The sequence below is a fragment of the Adlercreutzia sp. DFI.6.23 genome (assembly GCF_024462535.1).
GTDB classification, from domain to species: Bacteria; Actinomycetota; Coriobacteriia; order Coriobacteriales; family Eggerthellaceae; genus Adlercreutzia; species Adlercreutzia rubneri.
Map to the genome: position 1 here is coordinate 63,556 of NZ_JANGBP010000003.1, position 26,521 is coordinate 90,076.

The window sequence follows — 26,521 nt, forward strand, 5'->3', positions numbered from 1 at the left end:
CAAGGGGCGAAGCCTCACCGAAGCGGTTGCCCGCGCTGCCCGTTTGTCGCCGTGTTGTGGCTTGAGTTGCGAGGTCGTTGCTTTACACTACGGGCAAGCAACGAAGCGCCGAAGAAGGCGCCCCGTGATGCAGGCCGACGCGCAGGAGGTTGCGCCGCCTGTGAACCTGAAGGAAAGGAGGCCCTCCGTGGCCGATCGCAACATTGAGAACGCGAGTACCGAGGTGCCGGAGATTCCCGACGAGCTGGAGCGCGTGCTCGTCTTCGCCCTGGACGAGGCCAAAGAGAAGATCGAGGGCGGGGAGGACGTCATCCCCTTCACCACGCTCGTCGTGAAGGACAATCTGTTCATCGAGTCGCACCCGGGCGATTCCGCCGAGGAGTGCTTCGAGGCGGCCGAGAAGAACGTGCGCGGCGCCCGCGGGGCCGACTGCTACGCCTTCTGCTACGACGGCTACATTGAAACCGACGATGGCGTGAAGGATGCGCTCATTGCTGAGGGCGGCGTGCCGGGTGCCGATGAGGGTTACGCCATCGCCTACCTGTATGAGGTCGATGACGAGGGCGCTTATACCTTCGAATCCGAGGCCGCCTACATCGGCGAGGCCCCGAACTTCATGGCGGCCCTGAAAGAGCCGGTCGCCTACACCGACGACGAGATCGACGAGCGCTACCGCGACGAAGATGACGCCGAAGAGGCTGCCGAAGTTGCCGAGGCCGCCGACCTCGCCGAGGCTGCTGAAGAGGCTGTGGCCGTGGTTGATGCGGAGGATGCTACGGAATAGTTTGACCGCGGCTCTGCCTGAGTCGATAGGTTTGAACCGAGCGCCAGCTCATGTCTTTGTGGCAGAGCTGGCGTATTTTGTTTGCGGCTTAGGATATGTTTGCCGGATTTTGCCTCTCGATAGAAATAGATGTGAGTTTCGAGCATAGCGAAGGAGAATTTCGGAAATAGATGCGAGTTTCGGGCATAACGAGGGAAGCTTCGGAAATAGATGCGAGTTTCGGGCGCGATTTGGACAAAATCAGCGCGTGCGGTGCGAAATGATGCTCGAAACTCTCATCTACTTCCGGATTTGGGCGGTCACTGTGAGATTTGCCCGGTTCGGCTGCTCGAAACTCGCAACTATTTCCAGAATTCAGCAGACGCAGAAAACTGATGCCTACAAAAAAGCCGGCGGAACTCCGATCCAGTTCCACCGGCTTGTGCCAACAGGGTTGGCAGGTTGCTCATCGTCGCGAGCACGGCGCTTGTTTCAAGGGCAGCGCCAAAAAAGAAGTGAGGCGGCAAGGAGGGGTGCCTCGCCGCCTCGGAGGAGGGGGTAGCGGCATCGAGTGCCGCATTCTGCTTTCAAGGGGATTGAAGCAGAGCGATGGAAGCAGGGGAACTTCCAAATCGCTGAAACGAATTATAGGTCAAGACTTGTTTTGGTCACCATAATGTGCTTCATTTTCCACGAAGAACGGCATCATTTCGGCGGTGAGTAGCATATAACCCCTTGTCAGAGCCCGTTTACCTGCGTCAGAAGCCCGTTCGCCCTCTGAGAATTTTCTTCACATTCAATAAGAAAGTTTCAGATTGCCTGTCTCCCTCCTTTCCGAACCTTTTATCTTCCTTCGTTGATGCAGGGCCCTCGGCATCGGAAAGCGCCTTCTGGATGCACGAAACGATGCGCAGGATGCACGGCGGTGTTATGGACGAATAAGAATGTCACCCCCTGGTTGTTTGATTTTGCCACCCTCTAGGACGCAGGATGCACGGCGGTCGCAAAAGATCATTTGGAAGGGGTTCATGTCGAAAAAGGTTTATCCCTCAAGCAATCTTGTATCATGGAAGGCAGCAAATTCGTGGAAAGGAACTCCTCATGGCCGATCTCGCGCTGCGTTTTGGCAAGGACATGCTCGTCGTTTCGTCGCCGATTCAGGAGGCCCTGCGTCGGGCCGGCATCGAGTCGGTGTGCGATCAGGCGCTCGCGCTTTTGGTGGAGCCGGAAACCATCGAAGAAGCTTACCGCATGGAAACGGTGGCCGGCCCGCAGTGTATGGTCACCCCCGTGGCTGATTTCACGCCGGCGCGCTTGGTGGCCGTTGGCGCCGAGGGCAAAGGCGAAGCGCTGGCCGAGGCGGCCCTTGCGGTCATGGCGGAGTTCAAGCCTCAGCACACGCTTGTGGAAATCGCCCCCTGCGGTTTGCCGCTGGATCCCGACTCCAAGGCGTCGCTTGTGGAAAATCGCGACCAGTACGCTCGTGCGGCGCAATTCTTCGATGGCCGCACCTTTGATGCGTTCTTTTTGAACGGGTTCACGACGGCCGATGATCTGAAGTGTGCGCTCATGGGCCTGCGCAAGGTGACTGATGCCCCCATCATTGCTTCGGTGGATGTGCAGGGTGACGGCGGCTTGGCGAGCGGCCGGGGCACCTGGCGCGAGGCCGTGGAAGTGATGGCGGAATACGGCGCGGCGGTGGCCGGCTTCTCCACGCTGGCCACCCCTGATCAGGCGCGCGGTTTGGCCGATGCGGCCCGCGAGACACTGGAGGCGCGCGGAGCGGATTTATGTCTCATGGCCACGCTGCAGGTGTTCCAGCGCGACGCCAAGCAACAGGGCCCCACGACCGAGAACCCCTACTACAGCCCCGACACCATGATGCCCGCGGCCCTTGAGCTGCGCGCGGCTGGCGTCCAGTTCCTGCGCGCCGCCGGTCAGGCGACCCCGGCTTACACCGGGGTGCTGGCCGCCACCGTTGCGGGCCTCGATGTGGCGCCGGTCCTGTAACGTTCTCGCCGAGAAGCCGCGTTGCCCATGAGCACCCTGCCATACCAAGGCCGTTGCGCCTTTGCGTCTCTGCATCCCGCGGTGACATTCGGCTTCTTCGCGGGGGCTATCGTGCTTTCCATGGTGCTTGCGAACCCCATTTGTCAGGTGATGTCCGTTCTTCTTGCGGCGGCCTGTTATCTGACGTTTCGTGGCCGTGAGGCTTGGCGCTTCATCGCGGGACTCACGGCGGTGCTGCTTGTGGTGACGCTGTCGGCGCCGCTGTTCAACACGCAGGGCGCCACGGTGCTCCTCCGCTGGTGGGGTGGCCGTCCTTACACGTTAGAAGCGCTGGCTTTGGGCGCCTCCACGGGGCTTATGCTCGTGGCCATGATGCTGTGGTTCGCCTCCTTTCACCTGGTCATGACTTCGGACAAGTTTACTTACCTGTTCGGCCGCGCTATTCCGGCGCTGTCGCTGGTGCTCACCATGGTGCTGCGCCTCGTGCCAAGTTACCGCCGCAAAGCCGACGCCCTCATGACGGCACGGGCTTGCATTGGGAAAGGCCCGGCGGAAGGCGCCTCCGTGGCGGCGCGCGTGCGCGACGGGGGCAGTGTCCTCTTGTCGCTGTCGGCCGACGCTTTAGAAAGTGCCGTGGTGGCCGCCGATTCCATGACGGCTCGTGGCTTCGGGCTGTCGGGGCGCACTCATTTCGCGCTCTTCCGCTGGGAGGCGCGCGATACGGTGCTGGTCGTGGCGATGGGCGCGCTGGTGGTTGGCGCAGTGGCCGCGTTCGCCCAGGGAGGGTTCGCGATCACCTACTTTCCGACGATCGTGTGGCCCTCTGCGGGAGCGGCCGTGCTTATGGGGGCCGTTTGCTATGGCGCTTTTCTGGCTATTCCTGCGGTTATCAATTGCGGAGGGAGGGCGTTGTGGCGTTATTCGCTTTCGAAGAGCTGACGTTTCGCTACCCGGAGGCGCCCCGCGATGCCCTTCGCGATGTTTCTGTGGCCATCGAGCCGGGCCAGTTTGTGCTGGTATGCGGTCAGAGCGGCTGCGGGAAGACAACGCTCTTGCGCCAGTTCAAGTCGGCGCTCGCTCCCCATGGGCACCAAAGCGGACAGGTGCTGTTCGATGGCGTGCCTCTCGCCGACGTGCCCGAGCGCGAGCAAGTGGCCCGCATCGGATTCGTCATGCAAGACCCCGATGCGCAGATCGTGACTGACAAAGTGTGGCACGAGCTGGCCTTCGTCTTGGAAAGCCTCGGCTGCGACGAGCGCACCATGCGCTTGCGCGTGGCGGAGATGGCCAGCTACTTCGGCATCCAGCACTGGTTCCATAAGAACGTGGGCGAGCTTTCGGGCGGCCAGAAGCAGCTGCTGAACCTAGCGTCGGTCATGGCGGCCCGGCCCGATGTACTGGTGCTGGACGAGCCTACGAGTCAGCTGGATCCCATTGCCGCCAGCGACTTTCTGGCTACGGTACACCGGATCAATCGCGAGCTAGGGACGACGGTGGTTATGAGCGAGCATCGGCTGGAAGAGGTGTATGGGCTGGCCGACCGCGTGGTGGTGCTGGAGGAGGGGCGCGTCGTCGCCGACGGGGAGCCGCGGGCTGTTGCGGGCCAGCTGCATTGTGCGGTCAGCCCCATGGCATTGGCGCTGCCGGCGGCGGCGCGGATCGCTTGGGGTGTGGAAGGTCGACCGGGTTGTGCCGACGTGGAAGGGGCGCCGTGCGATCGGCCGGGCCGCCGCAGTGGGGAGGGGGCGCCGTGCGCTCCTCCGGCCCGCGCTGTCGGGAGGGGGGCGCCGTGCTCAGACAGCATTGAAGTGCAGGGCTCTTCGAGGGCCACTGACGTTTCTGCATGCACTTCAATGAACTGCGCGCGGACCCCCTCCCCACTGCGGCGGCCCTACTCTTCCATAGTTGAAGAGGGAGTGGCTTTGCAGGTTGAAGTTCCTCTTACGGTGCGGGAGGGGCGGGCTTGGTTGGCTCGTGAGGTAGCCGTTCATCCGCCGCGTCGGTGGGCGCTTCCGGCGGGGGAGGCTTGCGACTCGGCGTCTGCGCGGGTGGCGGTGGAGCTGCGGGATGTTTGGTTTCGCTACGAGCGCGATGGCGCCGATGTGCTGCGGGGAACGACGTTGACTGTGCCAGGAGGGTCGTTGTTCGCGGTAGTGGGCGGCAACGGCACGGGGAAGTCGACGATGCTGCGCGCTATCTGCGGCGTTGCGCGGCCCTATCGCGGGAAGATCACCGTGCTCGGGCGACGGCTGAAGGAGTGGAAGAAGGCCGAGCTGTTCCGCGGCGGAGTGGCTCTGCTTCCGCAAGATCCGCTGAATCTTATGGTGAAGAAGACTGTTCGGGGAGATTTGGAAGAGATGCTGGATGGTCGCGGCCTCACGGCGGAGCAGCGCGTGGCCGCGGTGGGGGAAGTGGCGACACTGACGGACATTGTGCCGCTGCTCGATGCCCATCCCTTCGACTTGTCCGGTGGCGAGGTGCAGCGGGCGGCGTTGGCCAAGGTGCTGCTCTGCGAGCCGCGGTTGCTGCTGCTCGATGAGCCGACCAAGGGGCTCGACGCTTTCTTCAAAGATAAGCTCGCTGCGTTGCTGAGAAGCCTGACCGGCCGGGGAACGACCGTGCTCATGGTGTCCCATGACGTGGAATTCTGCGCCAGCTATGCCGATCGGTGCGCCCTGTTTTTCGATGGAGACGTGGTGACGACCAACCCACCACGGCAGTTCTTCGTGTCGAACAGCTTCTACACCACGGCAGCCAATCGCATAAGCCGTGGGCTCTTCGAAAACGCCGTTACGGTGGAAGAGGTGGTGGGGCTGTGCCGAAGCTGATCGAAGACGGGCGCCCTGCCGAGCTCTCTCTCGCGCGCCGTCGCGCCCGAGTCAAGACGATCCTGACGATTCTTGCGGCGTTGGTGCTCGCGCCGCTGACCGCAGTCGTGGGTATGGCTGTGCCCGGCAACGGCTACTACCTCTCCGGTACGCTCATCGTGCTGTACGCTATCGTGCCCTTCTTCGTTTCCTTCGAAGGGCGACGTCCCACGGCGCGCGAAATTGCCGTGGTGGCCGTGCTGACGGCGCTCGCCGTGGCGGCCCGCGCGGCGTTCATCTGGGTGCCGCATTTCAAGCCCATGGCCGCCGTCATTATGATCGCAGGGCTCGCCGCCGGCCCCCAAACCGGGTTCCTCGTGGGTTCGGTGGCGGCGCTTGCCAGCAACTTCATCTTCGGCCAGGGGCCCTGGACGCCCTGGCAGATGCTCGCCTTTGGAGTGGCGGGGCTCGTGGCAGGGCTGCTTGCCGACGTCCGCGTGTTCCCGCGAGCGAACCTTTCCTGGCCGCGCCGTATTGCGCTGGCAACCGTGGGGTTCGTGCTTATTGTGGGGCTCGTGGGTCCCATTCTGGATACGTCCACGTTCTTCTATCTTTCCACAGCCCCCACGCCGGAGCTGGCCGCGGTGGTGTACCTCGCCGGCCTGCCGGTGAACGCCATTCATGGGGCGGCCACAGCCCTCACGCTGCTGGTCGTGGCGAACCCCCTGCTCGACCAACTCGCCCGCGTCCGCGTGAAGTACGGTTTACTCGATCGGTCGCGCCCCAACTGCCCATAAGTCGCGCCCCAACCGCCTATAAGTCGCGTTTCAGCCGTAGTCGGTTCTCGCGCGAGCCTACATCGTTGACAACTTTCAAGCGGCTCATCGACCACACGTCGAAATTAATTCTGTTCTTTTCTGGTGACGAAAAACACATCTTGTTCGATTGCACCCGAACACTTTCGCGAGTACTATATGTATCCGCCCTTGGAACTGCAAAACACAATATATTGTGGTTCCGATGGTGAATAACCTGTGGAAAGCCTGTTGGAAAACAAAAGCGAAAAGAGGGTCTACCCCCTTGGTAATCGCGAAGGGCAGCGGTAGGGAAAACATTGCCGCGCTTCTGCATGTTGTGGTTGGCAAGGCCGCGAGAAGCGGTGCGAATACGACGCGACAGCCGCGTCGAAGAAAGGATGTAGGAAGTTATGGTCAAGACCATCATCAAGCGCGACGGGCGCACGGCGGAATTCCATCCGGAAAAGATCGCTGATGCGGTGGAGAAATCGTTCCAGGCCTGTGCGGCCATGCAGGGGCGCGACACCGCCGAGAAGATCGCCGCCACCGTCGTCGAGAAGCTTGAGAGCGGCGCCATCGAGGGCACGCCCACCGTGGAAGGCGTGCAGGACTTGGTGGAGGAGACCCTCATCGAGTCCGGCTTCGTGCAGACCGCCAAGGCCTACATCCTCTACCGTGCCGAGCGCAGCCGCGTGCGCGACGTGAACTCCCGCCTCATCCAAACGCTGAAGGACATCACCTTCTCCAAGGCCGCCGATTCCGACATGAAGCGTGAGAACGCTAACATCGACGCCGATACCGCCATGGGTACCATGCTGAAGTACGGCTCCGAATCGGCCAAGCAGTTCTACGAGATGTGCGTCATCGACCCGCGCTACGCCAAGGCACACCGCGAGGGCGATATCCACATTCACGACATGGACTTCTACACCCTGACCACCACCTGCTGCCAGATTGAGCTGCGGAAGCTCTTCAAGGGCGGCTTCTCCACCGGTCACGGCGTGCTGCGCGAGCCCAACGACATCTCCAGCTACGCCGCGCTTGCCTGCATCGCCATCCAGTCGAACCAGAACGATCAGCATGGCGGTCAGTCGGTGTGCGACTTCGATTACGGCCTGGCCGTGGGTGTGGGCAAGACGTACCGCCGCCTGTTCAAGAAGCACGTGGCCGAGGCCGTCGACCTGCTGACCGACATCGCCGACGACCGCACCTTTGCCGAGAGCCTGCTTGCCCGTGTGGAAAGCGAGACCGGCACGGTTGCCAGCCTCGAGATGGCCCCGGAGTTCCGCGCCGCCGTGGTGGCCGGGCTCGTTGAGGGCGGCGTGGATGCCGCTACGGCCGAGCGTGTGGTGGCCTACGCCGAGAAGAATGCCTCCCGCGACACCGACCGTCAGACCTTCCAGGCCATGGAGGCGCTGGTGCACAACTTGAACACCATGCATTCCCGCGCCGGCGCGCAGACGCCGTTCAGCTCGGTGAACTACGGCATGGACACGTCTCCCGAGGGCCGCATGGTCATCAAGAACATGCTGCTGGCCACGGAAGAGGGCCTGGGCTCCGGCGAGACGCCCATCTTCCCCGTGCAGATCTTCCGCGTGAAGGAAGGCGTGAACTACAATCCGGAGGATCCGAACTACGATCTGTTCAAGCTGGCCATGCACTGCTCGGCCAAGCGCCTGTTCCCGAACTTCTCCTTCCTGGATGCCCCGTTCAACGCCCAGTACTACAAGGGCACGCCGGAAACCGAGATCGCCTACATGGGCTGCCGCACCCGCGTCATGGGCAACGTGTACGACCCCGATCGCGAGGTGACGCCCGGCCGCGGCAACCTGTCGTTCACGTCCATCAACCTGCCCCGTCTGGCCATCCGCGCCAAGGGCGACATCGACCTGTTCTTCGATCTGCTCGACTCCAAGCTGCAGCTCGTGACCGGTCAGCTGGACGAGCGCTTCGAGATTCAGGCTCGCAAGCACGTGTACAACGCGCCGTTCCTCATGGGCCAGGGCGTGTGGATCGATTCCGAAAAGCTCTCGCCCACCGACGAGCAGCGCGAGGTGCTCAAGCACGGCACGCTGACCACCGGCTTCATCGGTCTGGCCGAGTGCCTGGTGGCCCTCACCGGCCAGCATCACGGCCAGTCCGCCGAGGCCCAGCGCCTGGGCCTGGAGATCGTGGGCCACATGCGCAGCTACTGCGACCGCATCTCGAAGGAGCGCGGCATGAACTACACGCTCATCGCCACGCCGGCCGAGGGCCTGTCCGGCCGCTTCGTGCGCATCGACCGCGAGCGCTACGGCGTCATCCCCGGCGTGACCGATCGCGACTACTACACCAACGGCTTCCACGTGCCGGTGTACTTCGACATCTCCGCCTTCGACAAGATTGCCCTGGAAGCGCCCTACCACGCGCTCACCAACGGCGGCCACATCAGCTACATCGAGCTCGACGGCGACCCGTCCGACAACCTGGAGGCCTTCGAAAGCGTCATCCGCTACATGAAGGACTGCGGCATGGGCTACGGCTCGGTGAACCACCCGGTCGACCGCGACCCGGTGTGCGGCTACAACGGCATTATCGAGGACGTCTGCCCCAAGTGCGGTCGCACCGAGGACGCTCACAACCAGCCCTTCGAGCGCATCCGCCGCATCACCGGCTACCTGGTAGGCACGCTCGATCGCTTCAACGACGCCAAGCGCGCCGAAGAGCACGACCGCGTAAAGCACGACGTGCCGGCAGCCGAGTAGAACGCCGTCCGAGTAGAGCGTCGCGTCCCAAGCACCCGAGCACTCAAGCGCCCGAGCCTCTAAGTATTCGAACGCCCTGAGGGCCGTCCCAACGACGGCCCTCTTTTTGTCTTTTCGCATAGTAAATGCCACTTCCACCCCGAAATGGTCGACCCGTTTGGGGGTCACTGCGCATTTCTGCCCTCAACTGGCATTTTTCTGCCACTTCAGGCCCGCAATGGCAGAGGCGTCCCGCGCCTGTCGACCATTTCTGCCCTCAACTGGCATTGTCTCGGGAAAATCGGAAAATGGCATTTGCGAAGATGGCACAACGGAAGGATCTTCAGCATGTTGTTCGGACACGTTTCTTGCGGAAGCTGGCGGCGGCTAGGGCGAAGAACAGGGCGAGGAATCCCCACAGCACGGCAAGGTCGAACCCTACGGCGGCAAGGTCGGCGCCGCGCAGCATGACGGCTCGCAGGGCATCCACGCCATAGGTCACGGGCATGAAGGCGCTCAAGGCTGCGAGCCAGTCGGGCGCGCCGGAAAGGTCGAATAGCCCGCACAGCAGAATTTGCGGCACGACGAACAGCAAAATGAGCTGGATAACCTGGAACGGCGTAGCGGCCAGCCCCGATACCAGAAGACCGAGCGCTACCGATACCATAGCCATGGAGACGCAGGTGAATACCACGAGTCCCAGATTGCCTTCGTTGGGGAAGCCGATGAATGTAAGCGCCACCCACAGGATAATGGCCGATTGCAGGTAAGCCAGAAGCCCGAAGGCTAACGTGTAGCCACCGAGAATCTGCCCCGCATTCACCGGCGTGGCGAGAAATCGCGTCATGGTGCCGCCCATGCGCTCGGTGACAAGCGACATGCCGCTGGTAATGAACGTGAACACGAACAGGAAGATGCCGATGAACACCGGTCCGTAGAAGTCGAACATCCGCCAGTCCTCATTGCCGTGGAGATAAACGGTTTCCATGTCCTCTATGGGCAGGTAGTTGCTCACATTCATCGAGAAGTCTTCGGCGGAAAGCGCCGCATCGTCGTCGAAGAGGCCTCCCAACGCCTCGGCTAGGCTGGAGCGGGCTTCGGGAGGCATCGAGACCATCACGCCCGTGAGTGCCGTTCGGGCCTCTTTGCGTTGCTGGCTCGCCTCTTCAATGGTGTCTTCTACTTCTGCTCGTTTGTCGGCAACGGCTGCTTCCATTTCCTCAGCCGCCTTGCCGCGCAACTCGCCCAAGGCTTCGGCGCACGCGGCGAGCACGGCCGCCGACTTCGTGGAATCGGTGCCTTCCAGCTCTACCTTCAGCATGTGCTCGCCTTCCATGGAAAGCACGGCTGCCACGTCGTTGGCGGCGAGCAGCGCGCTTGCCTCGTCGGCATTGGCCTCGGTTATGCGCGCATCGGTCTGCTCGAACTGCGTTTGAAACTCAGCAGGTAAGTCCACGGTGGCGATTTTAGGGCCTACCGTGTCGGCGCCGAGAATAACCGACAGCAACCACAACACCACGAGAGGTGCTACAAACAGCAGCGCCAGCGTGCGTTTATCCAGTGCGAACTGCGTGAGGATGCGGCGAACAATGGCGAACACGCTAGTCATGGTACGCCTCCTTTTCGCCAAGAGACGGCGAGACGTTCGGCTCCGCTGCCGTATCCGGCGACTCCGACTCTTCTAATGCCAGGAAGGCGTCTTCCAAGGTGTTCGTGCCCGTGCGGGCCAGGATATCCGCCGGCGAGGCATCGGCGATCAGCCGTCCCTCGCGAATCATGGCAATGCGGGCGCAGCGCTCGGCTTCGTCCATGACATGAGTGGTCACCACGATGGCGCACCCTTGGGCGGCCAGCGCTTCCAGATGATTCCAAATGTAGCGGCGATGCTCCGGATCGAGCCCCACGGTGGGCTCGTCCAGCACGAGTACGGCAGGCTCGTGAACCAGGGCCACCGCCAGCGAGAGACGCCGCTTCATGCCGCCGGAGTAGTCGTGCACGAGCTTCTTGCGATGTTCGTCCAGGCGCACGAAGGCGAAAAGCTCGTCCATGCGGCGTGTGAGGCGCTCGCCCTTCACGCCGTAGAGCGCCGCGAAGAAACGCAGGTTCTCCTCGGCGGTCACGTCCTCGTAGAGCGCGTCGTCCTGGGGCATAAACCCGATGCGTGCTCGCGCCGTGCGGAAGGGGGCCCCTTCGCCTAGTACGCGCACGGTGCCGGAGGTGGGTACATCCACGCCCATGATGAGGTTCACGAGCGTCGTCTTGCCGCAGCCCGAAGGCCCTAAAAGGCAGAGGATATCGCCCGCCGCCACGGAAAGCGAGATGTCTTTCAGCGCGAGGAGAGTATCGCGTCGTCGCGGCCCGGGGCGCCCGTAGCAGAATTGGACGCGGTCGATGGCGATGGCTGGGGTGCATGCGTTCACTGCTGAACTCCTTTCGCGCATGAGATTTCAGCTATGATAGTAATCCAACAGTCTGTCGGGAAAAACCAGTAAAGAGCGGCGCTCTGTCGGATTACCGCTCGCAAGAAGGAGGCCGTGATGGGACGCCCTCGGAAAGACGCAACAACCCAAGATGTGCGCGAACGCTTGATTGTCGCCATGGCCGATCGACTGATCCGCGAGCCTGCGAGCGCCGTGACGGTTACGTCCCTCATCAAGGAGGTGGGGTGCAATCGCAGCACGTTCTACTACTATTTTGCCGATACCGAGCAGTTGGCCGAGGCGGCCCTTGATGCGGTGGTGCCCGTGGAGATTCCCCGGGCGCTGCTCTCGCTCATCCGACAGGGTGCTTTCTCCCTTAGTCCCGCCACTCCAAACATTCCCGATCTGGTGCAACGCAACGATCAGGGCATCGATACGCTGTGCGCGGTGCTGAACGGCCCCAATGCGGCGCTCGCGCAAAAGCGGGTGAAGCGCCGTCTTTTGGAAGACGTGCTGCCCGATCTGGGCGTAAGCCTTTCCTCAAATACCGATGACCCGACATCCCGTATCGTCTTCGAATATGCGACGGGCGGCCTTCTGGCCCTTATGGCCTACCGCGCCGAAACGGGTTTCGCCTACCCCGTAGAGACCTTCCTGCACTGCCTCGCTCCCGAAGTCCCCGCCGCCCTGCTCGCCGTCCTTTCGGAGAAAAGGTAGGAAGCTGCACTATCTTCTGGCCTCTCTTAAAAAAGAAAGGTTACGAGCATGTGTGCGAGCTCAACCGCGTGCTTTTAGTTGGAACGCGCCTCGCAGATAGGGGAGGCGTCGTTCGTGCCGAGCAGAACTGGATCGGCGGCAATCGCGGCAATCCGGTCGGCGCCGCCTGCGTGCTCCCCCCAGCTCTAGCTGGCGGCCAGGACGCTTTCGGCTCTGTCCAGCGCCGCCTTGCGCAAGAAGGCCGAGCGCGACTCGCCCTCCTGCTCGGCCGCACGCTTGATGGCGAGGGCAGCCGAGTGAGGCACTTTGAAGCTGATTACGTCCAGGGGCTCATCGGCCAGCCGCGGCCGGCCGACCACCACCTCGCCCGACCATTGCCCGGGCAGCGAGCCCGCCTCGATGGCCTCGGCCATGGCCTCTATCTGCTCGTCGGTGACTACCTTGCCGCTTCTGAGGGTGTACTCCATCGTTTACTTCCTTTCCAGCCTGAGCTCGCGCTTCATTCGTTTTGTTGCCGGCGAGAGCGCATGGATGACCAACGTTGCCCCGTCAGCTAGGACCATGCCAACCATCTCGATCTCGCGTCCAGCGCCGGTAAAGCCGATTGCAACCCAGCAATCGTCGCCTCTTGGCCGCTTTCGAGCGAAGTTGAGCCAAGCGTACGTGACTTCTTCCCTCGACAAGCCGTGCCTGAGGGCATGGGGGTGGATGCGTATCTCGTCCATAGGCGTCTTCCTTATGTAATACTAAATTGTATTATAAAACCCGATGAACCTCAAAGGCGACATCTGGCGAGAAAAGCCTACTCTCTCCGAACCGCAAAAATGACGCGAGAAAGCCCCGTTTTGTTCCCCGCGCCGACCGCATCCGCGTCGCCCGTTGTCGAAAAATCGTGAGTGAATGCCACTTCCACCCCGAAATGGTCGATCCGCTTTTCGCCTAGTGCGCATTTCTGCCCTCAACTGGCATTTTTCTGCCACTTCGACCCCGAAATGGCCGATTGGGGAAATCGGAAGTCGACCATTTCGACCCTCAACTGGCATTCACTCGCGATTTTCCGAAAACGGAGGCCCCGCGGAGGAGCGATTCGCTGGCATTTTCGAAAATGGGCCCCATGCGGTCTGGCTCATCGGCGATTTTCCGAAAGCGTCGCACTGCGCAATCCACATGGCAGAACACTTCTGATGTTCCGTGCGCTCCGTATGGCAGGGCGACCCCGATGACTCGCTTGCCCCGTGCTTCCGAATGGGTTTGACACTTGAAGCTTTTAAGGGTTTTCCAGTTTGCTTGAAGCTTGGAAAAGAAAGGTTGCTGTAATAACCTTTCTTTGCTGGACGGAAAAAGAAATGTTGTGGGCATAGGATTCTATCCGGATCGTTTCCGGCAGCTCAGCGGGGGAATGGGGAAGCCGAAAGGCCGGCGCCGCAGAGAGACCGAGGTGATGCCGGGGGGGGGGGGTGCGCAGATCCTCCCGCGCGTTGATGCCGAGCTTGCATTAGACGTGGTTAACGCGAACTGCCGTTTCGGTCAGCGTCTGAGTCAGATGACAGTCATGTAAGAGTCAAGTAAAGCCGCAAACTAGTGATCTGGTAAAACTTCTTGAAGCACCAGGAAATACGGTGAAAAACGGTTTCTCAGTCAAATGACAGTCAAGTAAGCGCTTCGGCCGCGCGGGGCGAGCTTAACGTTGGTGCTTTACCAAAGCTTTTCGGAACCGACAAGGACTCTTTACGGGCGTTGCTCGGTTCTTTTACGGAACAGGGCCATCATGGATGCACGGAAGCGGCTGTTCCCTTGTGGGTCGCTTCCGCGAGTTGAATGGCCCTTGCGGGCGGTGGTTTGTGAACCTGTAGCCCATTCGAACCCCGGTGCCGGTTTTGTCGGAATCCAGGGGCGACTGAGGTCACCCCTACGGGGAGTGGATGCGCGAAGGTTCGGCACCGGCCCGCGCACGTGAAAGGAACGACGTCATGAAAGCATCTTCGGTATCTTCTCGTTTGCCGCGGCGGTTGCGGCGGATGGCGGCGCTTGTTGGAGTAGCGGCCCTGTGCGGCGCGCTGGCGCTGGCGCTTGCGGGTTGCGCGGGCGGCTCGGCCGGCGGCGCGACGGGGGCGGGCGGCTTGGGCGGCACCGACGCTGGCGACAGCGGCGCATCTGCCAGCGGCCCCATCTCGGTGTACTCCCGCGAGGACGGCTCCGGCACCCGCGGCGCCTTCGTGGAGCTGCTCGGCATCGAGCAGGCAGACGCCAACGGCGACAAGGTGGACATGACCACATCCACGGCCGCCATCACCAACTCCACGGCCGTCATGATGACGTCGGTGGCCGGCGACCCCAATGCCATCGGCTACATCTCGCTTGGCTCGCTGGACGATACGGTGAAGGCGGTGTCCATCGACGGCGTTGCGCCTTCGGCTGCGGCTGTGAAGGACGGTTCCTACGCCATCGCCCGGCCCTTCAACGTGGTGACCAAGGGGGATCTGTCCGCCCCGGCCGCCGATTTCTTCGCGTTCATCATGAGCGCCGACGGTCAGGCCGTGGTGAGCGACAACAACTACATCGCCATCGACGATGCGGCCGCCCCCTTCGCTTCCAACGGCGCCAGTGGGAAAGTGGTCGTGGCTGGATCTTCGTCGGTCACGCCGGTCATGGAGAAGCTGGCCGAGGCCTTCCAGGCGGCTAACCCTCAGGTGACGGTAGAGGTGCAGCAGTCCGACTCCACCACGGGCGTGAACATGGCCGTCGATGGCACCTGCGACATCGGCATGGCCTCCCGTGAGCTGAAGGATTCCGAGACGGGCGCGGGCGTTCAAAGCACGGCCATCGCCCTGGACGGCATCGCGGTCATTGTGGCCCCGCAGTCGAGCGTCGACAAGCTGACATCTCAGCAGGTGTGCGACATCTACACCGGCGCGGTCACCAACTGGGCCGACGTCGCTTAGCGCCCAAGCGAGTCTGACCATGTTGTTCTCTCTGTTGAGCGAGCTGTCGGCGGGTGCCGCTGGCGGTCCCGGCGCCCCCGGCGCCCCTGCGGCCGGAGCCCCCGGCGGCGCGGCCTCCGGCACCCCCGCACCTGTCCGCGCCCCCAAGCGCCCGCATGCCCTTCGCGAGGGCGTCGCCCGGGTCCTGTTCGCCACAGCGGCGGCCCTCTCCATCGCCGCCGTGGCGCTGATCTGCCTGTTCCTGCTGGTCAACGGTGTGCCGGCCATGGCGAAAATCGGTCTGCCGGAATTCCTCTTCGGAATGACCTGGCGCCCGGCCAACGACCTGTTCGGCATCTTCCCCATGATTGTGGGCAGCCTGTACGTCACGGCCGGCGCCATCGTCGTAGGCGTGCCGGGCGGCCTGCTCACGGCGGTGTACCTCTCGCGGTTCGCCCGGGGCCGTGTGGGCTCCTTCCTGCGCAGCGGCGTGGAGCTGCTGGCCGGCATTCCGTCGGTGGTCTACGGCTTCTTCGGTCTGGTCGTCATCGTGCCCTTCGTGCGTCTGCTCGGGCCGGGCACGGGGCTCTCGGTGCTGGCAGCCAGCCTTATCTTAGGGATTATGATCTTGCCCACCATCATCACCGTGGCCCAAAGCGCTCTTGATGCCGTACCTGCCCGCTACTACGAGGGCGCCCTGGCCCTCGGCGTCGACCACGAGCACGCCGTGTTTAAGGTGGTGGCCCCGGCGGCCGCCTCCGGCATCATGGCCGCCATCGTGCTGGGGCTGGGCCGCGCCATCGGCGAGACCATGGCCGTGGTCATGGTGGCCGGGAACATGCCCATCATCCCCGACTCGCTGCTGTCCGGCGTGCGCACCATGACGGCCAACATCGTGCTGGAGATGGGCTATGCCGCCGACTTGCATCGCGAGGCCCTTATCGCCACCGGCGTCGTCCTGTTCGTGTTCGTCCTGCTGACCACGATGCTGCTCAGCGTTATTCGGAAGAGAGGTGAAGCGCGATGAGCATCGCCTTCAACCCGCGCCCCCGCCGTCCGCGGTTCTCGCCGGTCGCCTGCTCGCCGGTGCTGGGCGCCCTGGGCGCCGTCGATCTTGCGCCCTCCTGGTTCGCCGAAGAGGATGCCCTTGAGGTGCGCATCGCCCGCACGGCGCGGCACCGGCGGGCGGTGTCGGCCTTGCTGCGCTGGCTCACCTATGCCGCCGCAGCGGTAACCGCCGCCGTGCTGCTGTTCGTGGTGGGCTACATCCTGGTGCGCGGCGTGCCCGCGCTTTCTCCCGACCTGTTCCAATGGGAATACACCTCCGAGAACGTGTCACTTCTGCCGGCGCTCGCCTCGACGGTCATCATGGCGCTGCTGGCTTTGGCGCTGGCGGTGCCCGTGGGCGTTGGTGCGGCTATCTATCTGGTGGAGTACGCCCGCCGCGGCAGCCGCTTCGTGCGCCTGGTGCGCGTGACCGCCGAGACGCTGCAGGGCATTCCCTCCATCATCTACGGCTTGTTCGGCATGCTGTTCTTCGTGACGGCCTGCGGCTGGGGCCTCTCGCTTCTGTCCGGTGCCTGCACCCTGGCCATCATGGTGCTGCCGGTCATCATGCGCACCACCGAGGAGGCACTCATGGCGGTGCCCGATTCCTACCGCGAGGGCGGCTTCGGACTCGGCGCCGGGCGGCTGCGCACGGTGGCCCGCTGCGTGCTGCCCTCGGCGGTGCCCGGCATTTTGGGCGGCGTCATTTTGGCTCTCGGCCGCTGCGTGGGCGAGGTGGCGGCCCTGTTGTTCACCGCCGGCACCGTGGCCCAAATCCCCGACTTCGCCGGCCAGGGCATTTTCGCCCTCTTCGACTCCTGCCGCACCCTGGCCGTGCACATGTACACCCTGGCCTGCGAGGGCCTGCATGTGAACGAGGCCTACGCCACCTCGGTGGTGCTGCTGGTCCTCGTTCTTTTACTGAACGCCGCCATGAGGTTGGTGGCGACAAAGATGGAAGTGAGCAAGAAATGACGAGCTTTTTGAAGGAACTCGCGAATGAGATGAGCGTTACCGCGGTGGCTGAGGTTCCAGGAGCCGCACCCGCTCCTGCGAAGATGGCCGTCGAGCATCTGAACCTGTTCTACGGCGATTTCCAAGGTCTGCGCGATGTTAACCTCACCTTCCCGGAGAACCAGGTGACGGCGCTCATCGGCCCCTCCGGTTGCGGCAAATCCACGCTGCTGAAGACGCTGAACCGCATGAACGATTTGGTGGAAGGTTGCCGCGTGGAAGGCTCGGTGCTCCTCGATGGCGCCGACGCCTACCGCACCCTGGATGCCACCGACCTGCGCCGTCGCGTGGGTATGGTGTTCCAGCAGCCCAACCCGTTTCCAATGAGCATCTACGACAACGTCGCCTTCGGCCCCCGCAGCCATGGGGTGCGTGCCAAGGCCGACCTGGACGTCATCGTAGAGGAATCGCTGCGCGCGGCCGCCATCTGGGACGAGCTGAAGGATCGCCTGAAGAAGAACGCGCTCGGCCTGTCCGGCGGCCAGCAGCAGCGCCTGTGCATCGCTCGTGCCCTGGCCGTGCAGCCCGAGGTGCTGCTGCTCGATGAGTCCACAAGCGCCCTCGATCCCATTTCCACGGCGAAGATCGAGGAGCTCATCGGCCAGCTGAAGGAGCGCTACACGGTGATCATGGTGACCCACAACATGCTGCAGGCCCTGCGCATTTCCGACAAGACGGCGTTCTTCCTGTTGGGCGAGGTGGTGGAAGCCGGCGACACCGACACCATCTTCTCTGCCCCCATCGACCCTCGTACCGCCGACTACGTCGCCGGGCGCTTCGGGTAATTGCAACGCCGCGCGATTTTACTTTCATTTTACGTGGCTCTTACGGCGGCTGCTCAATGAGGCTTCATACTCCTTCCCGGCTGAGACGAGCGCGGGCCGCAAGGGTGCGACCCGCCGATGAGCGCGGCTCGCAAGGGGCGAGCCGCTGTAAGAAGGAGACGCATAGGTGGAAGAACTGCTGCAAATCGGGCTGGGACTGTTCGGCGGTTTGGCCCTGTTCCTGTACGGCATGAACCTCATGAGCAACAACTCCGCCGCATCACTGGCTACCTGGTAGGCACGCTGGATCGCTTCAACGACGCCAAGCGCGCCGAAGAGCACGACCGCGTAAAGCACGACGTGCCGGCAGCCGAGTAGCGCACCCCTCGCCTCCCCGCACCCCACGGGCGGTCCTCCGGGACCGCCCTTTTTGTTTTAGTGACTAGTACATAGTGAGACTACCGAAGATGTCCCAGAGTTGAAAAACGTCGCAAATCAAGTTCAGAAAACGCGAAAACTCGTCGCAAAACAGTAACTAAAACCAAAAAACTCGTCGCAAGAAGAGGTTATAATGAGCGAAAACTCGTCGCAAGACGAAAGGATTAGCAGTATGGCCCTTCAAAGGAAAGCCTATGACGACTTCCTGAAATGGAAGAGTGCGCCCGACAGGCGCGCCCTCCTCGTGACCGGCGCGCGGCAGGTGGGGAAAACGTATCTCATCCGTGAGTTCGGCCGAAACGAGTACGAGGTCTTCCTGGAGATCAACTTCATCGAGACGCCCAAGGCGAGGGAGATCTTCGAAGGCGATCTCGATGCCGATACGCTCGTAGCGAACCTCACGGCCTTCACGAAGGTGCCGCTCGTTCCCGGTCAGACGCTCGTCTTCTTCGATGAAATCCAGGAATGCCCGCGCGCCCGTACCGCCATGAAATTCCTCGTGGAGGATGGTCGGTTCGACTACATTGAATCGGGCTCGCTTCTGGGCGTCTCCTATAAGGAGGTGCCGTCGTACCCGGTGGGCTACGAGCAGCATCTGCGCATGTACCCGCTCACGTTGAGAGAGTTCTTCGACGCTATGGGCCAAAACGATCAGACGCTGGAGCTGGTGCGGGAACGAATGCGGAATCGCGAGCCCATTCCGACCGCTATTCACGAGCGGCTACTCCGGGCATTTTCCCTGTATATGGTCGTCGGGGGCATGCCGGCGGCCGTCGAACGGTTCAATGAGACCTCCGATCTGTCACACGTGCTGGCTGTGCAGCAGGATATCGTCGACCTGTATCGGCAAGATATCGCCAAATACGGGGACGATAGGCCCCACATCAAGATGATCTTCGATGCTATTCCCGAGGAACTCGACAAGAAGAACAAGCGCTTCAAGCTCAGTGATCTGGCGAAGAGCGCCCGCATGGAGCGCTATGCGAGTGATTTCATGTGGGTTGCTGACGCCGGCGTGGGGCTGACCTGCTACAACGTTAAAGCGCCGGAGCTGCCTTTGTCGCTGAACACCCAGCACAATCTGTTCAAACTCTTTCTCTGTGACGTGGGGCTTCTGTCCGCGCAAACGTCGGGCGATGCACGATTCGACCTTCTGCAAGGGAACCTTGCGGTGAGCTGGGGCAGCATGCTGGAGAACGCCATCGCCCAGGAGCTGACGGCCCACGGCTTCGATCTGCGCTACTTCGACAAGGCCAAGTACGGCGAAGTTGACTTCGTCATCGAGAAGGGATCGAAGGCGCTTCCTATCGAGGCTAAATCGGGAAAGGATTACGAGAAGCACAAAGCCCTCGACAACGTGATGGCCGTGCGAGAATGGGGCATCGACAGCGCCATCGTCTTTTGCCGTGGAAACGTGCGCGAGGAAGGCAAAGTGCTGTACCTTCCCTGGTATGCCGTTATGTTTATCGAAAAAGAGCGAGGCCCGCAGAAAATAGACCTCGCAGAGTTCTTGGGATAAGGGGGTTGCCATAGTGAGAGGATTGAAAATGCCTCCTTGGTGGCTTCTCGGTATCGGCTTTACTCATGTGCAGATTCTCTCGCAGTATGCGGGGTCAGGCCTTTTCCATGGGATGGCCGGTCTTCCGGTCAGCACCGACGTTGCCTGGTTTGTGGGGATGGGGGCGAACATCTTGGTGCTTCTCGCGTGCGGCGCCGTGTTCCGCGGTCCGCGCCTAGATCGTTTGAAAAGGCTGCTGGCTCCGTCGATCATTCTCAACATCGTAGGGTTTCTGCTCTCTGTATGGCCGACAGGGGTCACGGCGAATGACGATCCTGTGGCTTTGCTGGGAGCAATTGCTCTGGGAATGGGTCAGGCCATCATGTTTCTTCTGTGGGCCGACGTGTTCAATCGAGCCAAAATCGAAGAGGCGGAGATTGCGCTGCCCCTTTCCTCGCTTGTCGTTCTCGCCTATGCCGTTGTTGTCCCTCTGCTGCCGGCAAGTCTCAACGGCATTCCGATGCTTGTGGCTCCATTGGCGTCGGGGGCGACCCTCTACCTTTCCTTTCAGAGGCTGCCGGTGGCACAGGCATGCGAGAAGGCAGTCGCCATAGAGGGATCGCGGCCGCATTCGATGGTAAAGGAGCTGGCGCGCATAGCCGTTCCTCTGGCCGTCTTCTACCTGGTGGTAAGTTGGAACGGTCTTCTCTCGCAATTCGAAATGACGGGAGAGCGTTCCCTTCCCGAGATAATAGGCTCCTTGGCGGGCGTGCTCTGCATCGTCGTGTTCGTGCTCTTCTCGCTCAAGATCGATTTTGCCGCTTTGTTTCGGTGGCTTTGCCCTTTGGCCACACTGGCACTGATTCTCAATTTCTGGAAAAGCCCCGCTTCCGCAATGGCGGTATGTTCGATATCGAGCGTTCTGGACATTACCATCTGGATCGTGACCTACTTATATTCCTCTCGAATGGCGAGGCGCGACTATGGAACGAGTCTCACCAGGATCGCCGTCCTGCTGGCGGTTTCTCACGGAGGGGCGACAGTTGGCAATATACTCGCTGTTGCCGTTTTGGCAGACCTCGCCCAGCAAGAAGCGATGCCTCAAAGCATCTCTCTTGTGCTGGTGTGTCTGCTGGTTGCTACGACCATGGTCGTCGTCGGGCGGCCGGCGCTTCGGGTGGCTGCTGATTGGCGCAATGAGGATGGGGCGGCAGCGTCGAATATGTCCGTGCGCTGCAAGGCGATCTCCGAGCAGCATGGGCTGACGGCTCGGGAGCTCGATGTGCTCCTCCTTTTGGCCGCAGGCCGCTCGCAACCATATATTTGCGACTACCTCGTTCTCTCGAAAAGCACGGTGTCGACCCATGTGAGCCATATCTACCAGAAGTGCAGCGTGCATTCCCGACAAGAGCTTCTCGATCTTGTGAACGAATAAGGCCAGGTCAGCTTATCGGGTAAAACGCCCGAGGATGAAAAATTCGCATGAAACACCCGATTCCTTCCGTCTTTCCGTCATGGTTGCATGATCCTGCGGGGCCGAAAAGGACGGCCGCATTCTGAGGATCGGAGGAGCATCATGCAAGAAGCACATGGGGGAAGACTGATCGGACGTCGTAGGTTTATTCAGCTGGGTGCAGCAGCGGGAATGACCATGTTCGCCCTGGGTGTGACGGGGTGCAGCCCCCTGCCGGCCACCTCGTCCGCAAAGAGCAGTTACGTCCCCGGGGCGTATACCGCACAGGCTCAGGGAAAGCAGAGCCTTGTGACCGTTGAGGTGACGTTTGGGGAGAATGCTATCGAGGCGGTAGAGGTGCTTGGCCACTGCGAGTCAGAGCGCATCGCCAATACGGCGATTTCCGCCATAACATCCGACATCGTCGAGCTTCAGTCCCTCGATGTGGATGCGGTAACGGGCGCGACGCTGACGAGCATGGCCATCCTCTCTGCGGTCAGAGACTGCGTCGGGCAAGCTGGCGGCAGCGTTTCCGATTTGGAGAAGGTCCCGGGGCGCGAAAAATCGGACGCCGTCGAGGTAATTGAGACGGAGGTGGCCATCATCGGCGCCGGTGCGGCTGGCCTCACGTCGGCCATTGCTCTGGCAGAGTCGGGCACTGAGGTGCTCGTTATGGAAAAGTGCGGGTTCATAGGCGGCAGTATGCTCGTCTCGGGAGGCCGCCTTCAGTACCCCGAGGCGCCGCTTGAGTATCGCCAGGAGACAACGGAGCCGATGAGACGGCTTTTCGCCGAGGTCATGGAGCGCGCTCGCGATTTGGGTGTGTCCGAGGAAAGAGTCTCACAAGTTGAGCAGCAGTACGAGCAGTGGTATGCGGAGGGAAACACCAAGACCTTCGACAGCGACGAGTTTTACGCCGTGCTCGGCGCCGTCGGTTTCGGCAACCCTCTCGCTGCGGAGACGACGTTGGACGCTGAATCGGCGCGCCGCGCGTGCGAATGGGTGACTGCGCATGGCGTGGAACTCGAGAAGCCGCTTCTCGGCATCATGGGTTTCTCCTGGCCCCGTTCGACTCACCCTGTGGGCAGGCCCGCAGGCGAAGGCTATGTCGACGCTCTCGAGGCATACATTCAGAGTGCGGGATTCCCGGCGCTCGATATCCTCTTCAGCACTTCAGCGCAAGAGCTTCTGGTGGAAGATGGCAAGGTCACGGGTGTAAGGGGCCAATGCGACGACGGAACCACTTACGAGATCCATGCGAGCAAGGCGGTCGTTCTGGCTACGGGAGGCTATACCGATAGCCCGAAATGGCTTGCCCGGCTTCAGCCCCAGTACGGATTCAATGAGGGTGAGAGCATTCACTCGGTAGCTCCCGCTGGACATTCGGGAGACGGCCTTGATATGGCGGAGGAGGTCGGTGCGGCTGTTGTCAGCTGCGGCGAGGTGATGCTCAACCCCTATGCTCATCCCCAGTACCACATTGTCGGCCACATTATTGGCGACACGGGAAACCCTCTCGTGGTGAACAAGGAGGGGAAACGCTTCGTCAATGAGACGGGGAAACGCACCGACTTGGCTCTTGCCGTTATGGATCAGCCCGACCAGTTGTGCTACATCATCGCGTGCGATCAGAACTCCAACATCATGCCCGATGGAAGGAACTTCGATGGCGAGCCTGCTGAGGGGCTGTTCGAGAACGGGCTTGCCTATCGAGCAGATACGCTTGACGAACTCGCAGATCAGATCGATATTCCTGCCAGTGCCCTAAAGAAGACTGTGGAGGAGTACAACGCCGCCTGCGTCGCTGGCGTACCGGATGAATTCGGACGGACATATTTTGAGGAAACAGCTCCCATCGTTGAGGGCCCCTTCTACGCTTCGCCAGGGACGTGGGCCGTGCTTATCACTGTTGACGGTCTTACGGTGGACGAGCGCTTCCGTGTGCTCGACGACGGTGGCCAGCCGATTGCGGGTCTTTTTGCCGTCGGGGAGGTGTGTGGTCAGCCCTGCCTCCAGGTTCTGGGGTACGGAGATGTTATTGCAAAGGGTGTTCTAGGCTAGGCGAGCCCTCTCTTGACCGATCAGCCTTGGAAGCTTAAGGCTGCCGGATGTAGACGAGCCCTCCCCCGAGCGGGGCGCCGATTAAGGTCGGTGCCCCGCTCGTGCTTCATCAGCAAAGTTTTACTTTCCCTTTACGTGTGGCTTACTCGGGGCGCTCATGGGGGCTCCATACTGCAGCCTACGGAAAACCGGCGTGCGCGAGGTGCGCCGCCATGTCTGTCCCGCGGAGGAGCGGGCCGCGTGAAGGAGACGCATAGGTGGAAGAACTGCTGCAAATCGGGCTGGGACTGTTCGGCGGTTTGGCCCTGTTCCTGTACGGCATGAACCTCATGAGCAACAACTTGCAGGAGGCAGCTGGCGAGCGCATGCGCGCCATTCTGGCCGCCGTGACGAAGAACCCCTTCTTCGGCGTTCTGGCCGGTGCGCTGGCCACGGCGGTGCTGCAAAGCTCCAGCGCCACCACGGTCATGACCATCGGTTTTGTGGCTGCGGGCCTCATGGGGCTGCGCCAAGCCATTCCCATTATCATGGGCGCGAACATCGGCACCACCATCACGGCGCAGATCATCGCCTTCAAGCTGTCCGATTACGTGCTCGGTATCGTGCTTGTGGGCTTCCTCGTCATGCAGCTTGCCAAGCAGGGGCAGATGAAGTACGTCGGCACCGCCGTCTTCGGCTTCGGGCTTTTGTTCCTCGGCATCGACACCATGGGCGCTGTCATGAAGCCCTTGGCCGAGAACCCCGTGTTCACCGACATGATTGCCCAGGTGACGGGCGTGCCGGTGCTCGGCGTTCTGGTGGGCACCCTCATGACGCTCGTGGTGCAAAGCTCCAGCGCCACCATCGCCGTGCTGCAGAACTTCGCCGCCACGCCGGGCGTCGATGGAGCCAGCATCATCGGCCTGGAGGGCGCCATTCCCATCCTGCTCGGCGACAATTTGGGCACCACCATCACGGCGCTTCTCGCCGCCATCGGCCAGTCCCGCGACGCCAAGCGCGTGGCCCTGTCCCACTGCATCTTCAACCTGTCGGGCTGCCTGCTGTTCGTGTGGCTCATCGGCCCTGCCGCCGCGGTGGTGGCCGCCATCTCGCCGGCCGGCCCCGAAGTGGAGGTCATCGCCCGGCAGATTGCCAACGCGCACACGCTGTTCAACGTGACCATGACGGTGCTGTGGCTGCCGCTTGTGTCGGTGATGGTGAAGATCGTTATGGCGATTCTCCCCGAGAAGCCGCGCCGTCCCCGCGATTCTTTGGCGGACACGCTGGAGACGCCGCTGGCCCCCGACGCGGCGGCCGCCTAACCCCGCACCTCGCGATCGATGACACCGCCCCGCGCCGTCGGTCGCTTTCGCGTAGGTTTCCGGTTGCGCCGAGGCCGTGTGGGCTGTTCGGTTCGCCCCACGGCTCTCTGACGTCTCACCGCCCACCTCCGCGCTACGCGGCTGTTGCGCTACAATGGCCGCGCACCTGTTCCAGAAAGGATCCCCATGAGCAAAGCCCCGCTCATCTATTACGTGGAGGACGACGAGCACATTCGCGACCTGACGGCTTACGCGCTGCATCAGGCGGGCATGGAAGTGCGTGCGTTCCATGACGGCGACGGTCTCGTTGAGCGGTGTGCGGCCGAGCCGCCCGATGCGGTGCTGCTGGACATCATGCTGCCCGGAGACGACGGCCTCGTGCTGCTGCAGGCCCTGCGCGGCAATACGGCGACGGAGAATATGCCCATCATGATGCTCACGGCCAAAGGCACCGAGTTCGACAAAGTGGTGGGACTCGACGCCGGCGCCGATGACTATCTGGCAAAGCCCTTCGGCATGATGGAACTCATCTCGCGGGTGAACGCGCTGTTGCGCCGTGCGAATCGTCCGGCCCAAGGCGCCGCAGAAGAGATAGCGGAACCCAGTGACCTTATGGTCGTCGGCGCGATCAAGCTGTCGCCGTCCGCCCGTACGGTGATGGCGGACGGCCGTGAAGTCAACCTCACGCGCAAGGAGTTCGACCTTCTGCGCACGCTTATGGAGAATAAGGGCCGTGTGCTCACCCGCGAGCAGCTGCTCGAGCAGGTGTGGGGCGTAAGCTTCGTCGGCGAGACGCGCACGGTGGACATGCACGTGAAGACGCTTCGTCGCAAGCTGGCCGAAGCGGCCCCCGGCTCCGAAGAAGCCGTCGCCACCGTGCGCGGCGTGGGCTATCGATTGAAGAAGAGTGCCTCGTGAGTGCCGCTGATAAGTCCCGTTGCGGCGATGCTCGGGCGGCTGCGGCACCTGCGTCAGCGCCTACGCCGGGCGCTGACAAGCCGGCGCGATCGGCCTCGGCTCTCGCGCGCAACGAGGAGCTGGCCCGGGCCGAGAAGATGCGCCGCGAGTTCACGGCCAATGTCTCCCATGAAATGAAGACGCCCCTGCAAGTGATTTCCGGCTATGCCGAGCTGATGGCCAACGGTCTGGTGCCCCCCGAGGATGTGCCCCGGTTCGCCCAGCTCATTTATGAGGAATCCCAGGCCATGCGCGCGTTGATCGACGACGTGCTCATTTTGTCGCGTCTTGACGAGATGGCTCCCGGCGCCGACGAAGCCGAGGCGGTGGACCTGCGCGCCGTGGCCGAACGCGTCGTGGGACGTTTGACCAAGCTGGCCGCCGATGCCGATGTGGAGGTGCACCTCAAGGCGGAACCAGTTACTGTCCAGGGCAACGAGACCCTGCTCAAGCAGATGATCTACAACCTGGTGGAAAACGCCATCCGCTACAACCGCGAAGGCGGCCACGTGCTCGTGGAGGTGTGCGAGGAGGACGTCCCCGCCGGCGAAGGGCCGAGCGGCGAGGGGGGAGTCCGCATCGGCATCATCCGCGTGAACGACACCGGCGCGGGTATTCCCGCCGATAAGCTGGAGAAAATCTTCGAGCGCTTCTACCGCCTGGAGAAGAGCCGTTCCAAGGAGCTGGGCGGCACGGGGCTGGGCTTGGCCATCGTCAAACACGCCGCCCTCTACCACGGCGGCGAGGTGTTCGTGGAAAGCGAGGAAGATGTCGGTACTCGCTTTACGGTGCGTCTACCCATCGGCTGACAAAGATTTCCAGAAATAGTA

General features: G+C 62.2%; 22 protein-coding genes. 18 read left to right on the top strand and 4 right to left on the bottom strand.

Annotated elements, in window-relative coordinates:
- Positions 1-187: 187 nt before the first annotated feature.
- The 6 genes from NE591_RS03445 to NE591_RS03470 all read left to right on the top strand — a co-directional run bounded on the left by NE591_RS03445 (position 188) and on the right by NE591_RS03470 (position 9,121).
- A complete protein-coding gene (locus NE591_RS03445; protein WP_114548524.1) occupies positions 188-784 on the top strand; it encodes a hypothetical protein in 597 nt (198 codons plus the stop codon).
- A 1,080-nt stretch (positions 785-1,864) separates the two neighbouring features.
- Positions 1,865-2,773, top strand: coding sequence for a homocysteine S-methyltransferase family protein (locus tag NE591_RS03450; RefSeq protein ID WP_173111120.1), 909 nt, complete (start codon positions 1,865-1,867; stop codon positions 2,771-2,773).
- A 27-nt stretch (positions 2,774-2,800) separates the two neighbouring features.
- Positions 2,801-3,712, top strand: coding sequence for an energy-coupling factor transporter transmembrane component T (locus tag NE591_RS03455; protein ID WP_173111117.1), 912 nt, complete (start codon positions 2,801-2,803; stop codon positions 3,710-3,712).
- Positions 3,685-5,601 (top strand): ABC transporter ATP-binding protein, encoded by a 1,917-nt coding sequence (locus NE591_RS03460; RefSeq protein ID WP_173111114.1) that lies wholly within the window; start codon positions 3,685-3,687, stop codon positions 5,599-5,601. Before NE591_RS03455 ends, NE591_RS03460 begins: the two co-directional genes overlap by 28 nt.
- Positions 5,589-6,377 carry an ECF transporter S component gene (locus tag NE591_RS03465; RefSeq protein ID WP_173111111.1) on the top strand — a complete coding sequence of 263 codons (789 nt, stop codon included), beginning with the start codon at positions 5,589-5,591 and terminating at the stop codon, positions 6,375-6,377. Before NE591_RS03460 ends, NE591_RS03465 begins: the two co-directional genes overlap by 13 nt.
- 410 nt (positions 6,378-6,787) lie before the next feature.
- On the top strand, positions 6,788-9,121 hold the full coding sequence (locus NE591_RS03470; RefSeq protein WP_173111108.1) for an anaerobic ribonucleoside triphosphate reductase: 2,334 nt from the start codon (positions 6,788-6,790) through the stop codon (positions 9,119-9,121).
- 322 nt (positions 9,122-9,443) lie between these two features.
- Here the strand turns inward: NE591_RS03470 and NE591_RS03475 are convergent, their stop codons facing one another.
- Together NE591_RS03475 and NE591_RS03480 are read right to left on the bottom strand one after the other, a co-directional pair.
- Positions 9,444-10,709, bottom strand: coding sequence for an ABC transporter permease (locus tag NE591_RS03475; RefSeq protein WP_173111104.1), 1,266 nt, complete (start codon positions 10,707-10,709; stop codon positions 9,444-9,446).
- The gene (locus NE591_RS03480) at positions 10,702-11,520 is read right to left on the bottom strand and encodes an ABC transporter ATP-binding protein (RefSeq protein WP_231699546.1); all 819 of its coding nucleotides are present in this window, start codon (positions 11,518-11,520) and stop codon (positions 10,702-10,704) included. Before NE591_RS03480 ends, NE591_RS03475 begins: the two co-directional genes overlap by 8 nt.
- A 117-nt stretch (positions 11,521-11,637) precedes the next feature.
- Here NE591_RS03480 and NE591_RS03485 point away from each other — a divergent pair, with 117 nt between their 5' ends.
- Positions 11,638-12,237, top strand: coding sequence for a TetR/AcrR family transcriptional regulator (locus NE591_RS03485; protein WP_256156328.1), 600 nt, complete (start codon positions 11,638-11,640; stop codon positions 12,235-12,237).
- Positions 12,238-12,422: 185 nt separating this feature from the next.
- Here NE591_RS03485 and NE591_RS03490 read toward each other — a convergent pair whose 3' ends face one another.
- Positions 12,423-12,704 carry a DUF1778 domain-containing protein gene (locus NE591_RS03490; RefSeq protein WP_114538906.1) on the bottom strand — a complete coding sequence of 94 codons (282 nt, stop codon included), beginning with the start codon at positions 12,702-12,704 and terminating at the stop codon, positions 12,423-12,425.
- Positions 12,705-12,707: 3 nt separating this feature from the next.
- On the bottom strand, positions 12,708-12,962 hold the full coding sequence (locus tag NE591_RS03495) for a hypothetical protein (protein WP_114538907.1): 255 nt from the start codon (positions 12,960-12,962) through the stop codon (positions 12,708-12,710).
- Positions 12,963-14,207: 1,245 nt separating this feature from the next.
- On the opposite strand from NE591_RS03495, the gene NE591_RS03500 reads away from it, so the two are divergent.
- The 11 genes from NE591_RS03500 (at position 14,208) to NE591_RS03550 (ending at position 26,500) form a co-directional block, all read left to right on the top strand.
- Positions 14,208-15,179: a substrate-binding domain-containing protein gene (locus tag NE591_RS03500; protein ID WP_231699545.1), complete on the top strand. Its 972-nt coding sequence runs from the start codon at positions 14,208-14,210 to the stop codon at positions 15,177-15,179.
- A gap of 19 nt (positions 15,180-15,198) precedes the next feature.
- Positions 15,199-16,185, top strand: coding sequence for a phosphate ABC transporter permease subunit PstC (gene pstC / locus NE591_RS03505; protein ID WP_173111095.1), 987 nt, complete (start codon positions 15,199-15,201; stop codon positions 16,183-16,185).
- On the top strand, positions 16,182-17,180 hold the full coding sequence (pstA, locus tag NE591_RS03510) for a phosphate ABC transporter permease PstA (RefSeq protein WP_256156330.1): 999 nt from the start codon (positions 16,182-16,184) through the stop codon (positions 17,178-17,180). The genes pstC and pstA overlap by 4 nt, the downstream gene beginning before the upstream one ends.
- A 29-nt stretch (positions 17,181-17,209) precedes the next feature.
- On the top strand, positions 17,210-18,004 hold the full coding sequence (gene pstB / locus NE591_RS03515; RefSeq protein WP_114548497.1) for a phosphate ABC transporter ATP-binding protein PstB: 795 nt from the start codon (positions 17,210-17,212) through the stop codon (positions 18,002-18,004).
- A 282-nt stretch (positions 18,005-18,286) separates the two neighbouring features.
- Positions 18,287-18,361, top strand: coding sequence for a hypothetical protein (locus tag NE591_RS03520; RefSeq protein WP_227069492.1), 75 nt, complete (start codon positions 18,287-18,289; stop codon positions 18,359-18,361).
- A 232-nt stretch (positions 18,362-18,593) separates the two neighbouring features.
- Entirely contained in the window at positions 18,594-19,940 is a 1,347-nt protein-coding gene (locus NE591_RS03525) for an ATP-binding protein (RefSeq protein WP_227069390.1), read from the top strand.
- A 13-nt stretch (positions 19,941-19,953) separates the two neighbouring features.
- Positions 19,954-21,354 (top strand): LuxR C-terminal-related transcriptional regulator, encoded by a 1,401-nt coding sequence (locus NE591_RS03530; protein ID WP_157011859.1) that lies wholly within the window; start codon positions 19,954-19,956, stop codon positions 21,352-21,354.
- Positions 21,355-21,564: 210 nt separating this feature from the next.
- Positions 21,565-23,433 carry an FAD-dependent oxidoreductase gene (locus tag NE591_RS03535; RefSeq protein ID WP_198160980.1) on the top strand — a complete coding sequence of 623 codons (1,869 nt, stop codon included), beginning with the start codon at positions 21,565-21,567 and terminating at the stop codon, positions 23,431-23,433.
- A 257-nt stretch (positions 23,434-23,690) separates the two neighbouring features.
- Entirely contained in the window at positions 23,691-24,734 is a 1,044-nt protein-coding gene (locus NE591_RS03540; protein ID WP_256156331.1) for a Na/Pi cotransporter family protein, read from the top strand.
- A 186-nt stretch (positions 24,735-24,920) separates the two neighbouring features.
- Positions 24,921-25,652 (top strand): response regulator transcription factor, encoded by a 732-nt coding sequence (locus tag NE591_RS03545; RefSeq protein ID WP_114538915.1) that lies wholly within the window; start codon positions 24,921-24,923, stop codon positions 25,650-25,652.
- Positions 25,649-26,500, top strand: coding sequence for a cell wall metabolism sensor histidine kinase WalK (locus tag NE591_RS03550; protein WP_227069392.1), 852 nt, complete (start codon positions 25,649-25,651; stop codon positions 26,498-26,500). Before NE591_RS03545 ends, NE591_RS03550 begins: the two co-directional genes overlap by 4 nt.
- Positions 26,501-26,521: the final 21 nt, after the last annotated feature.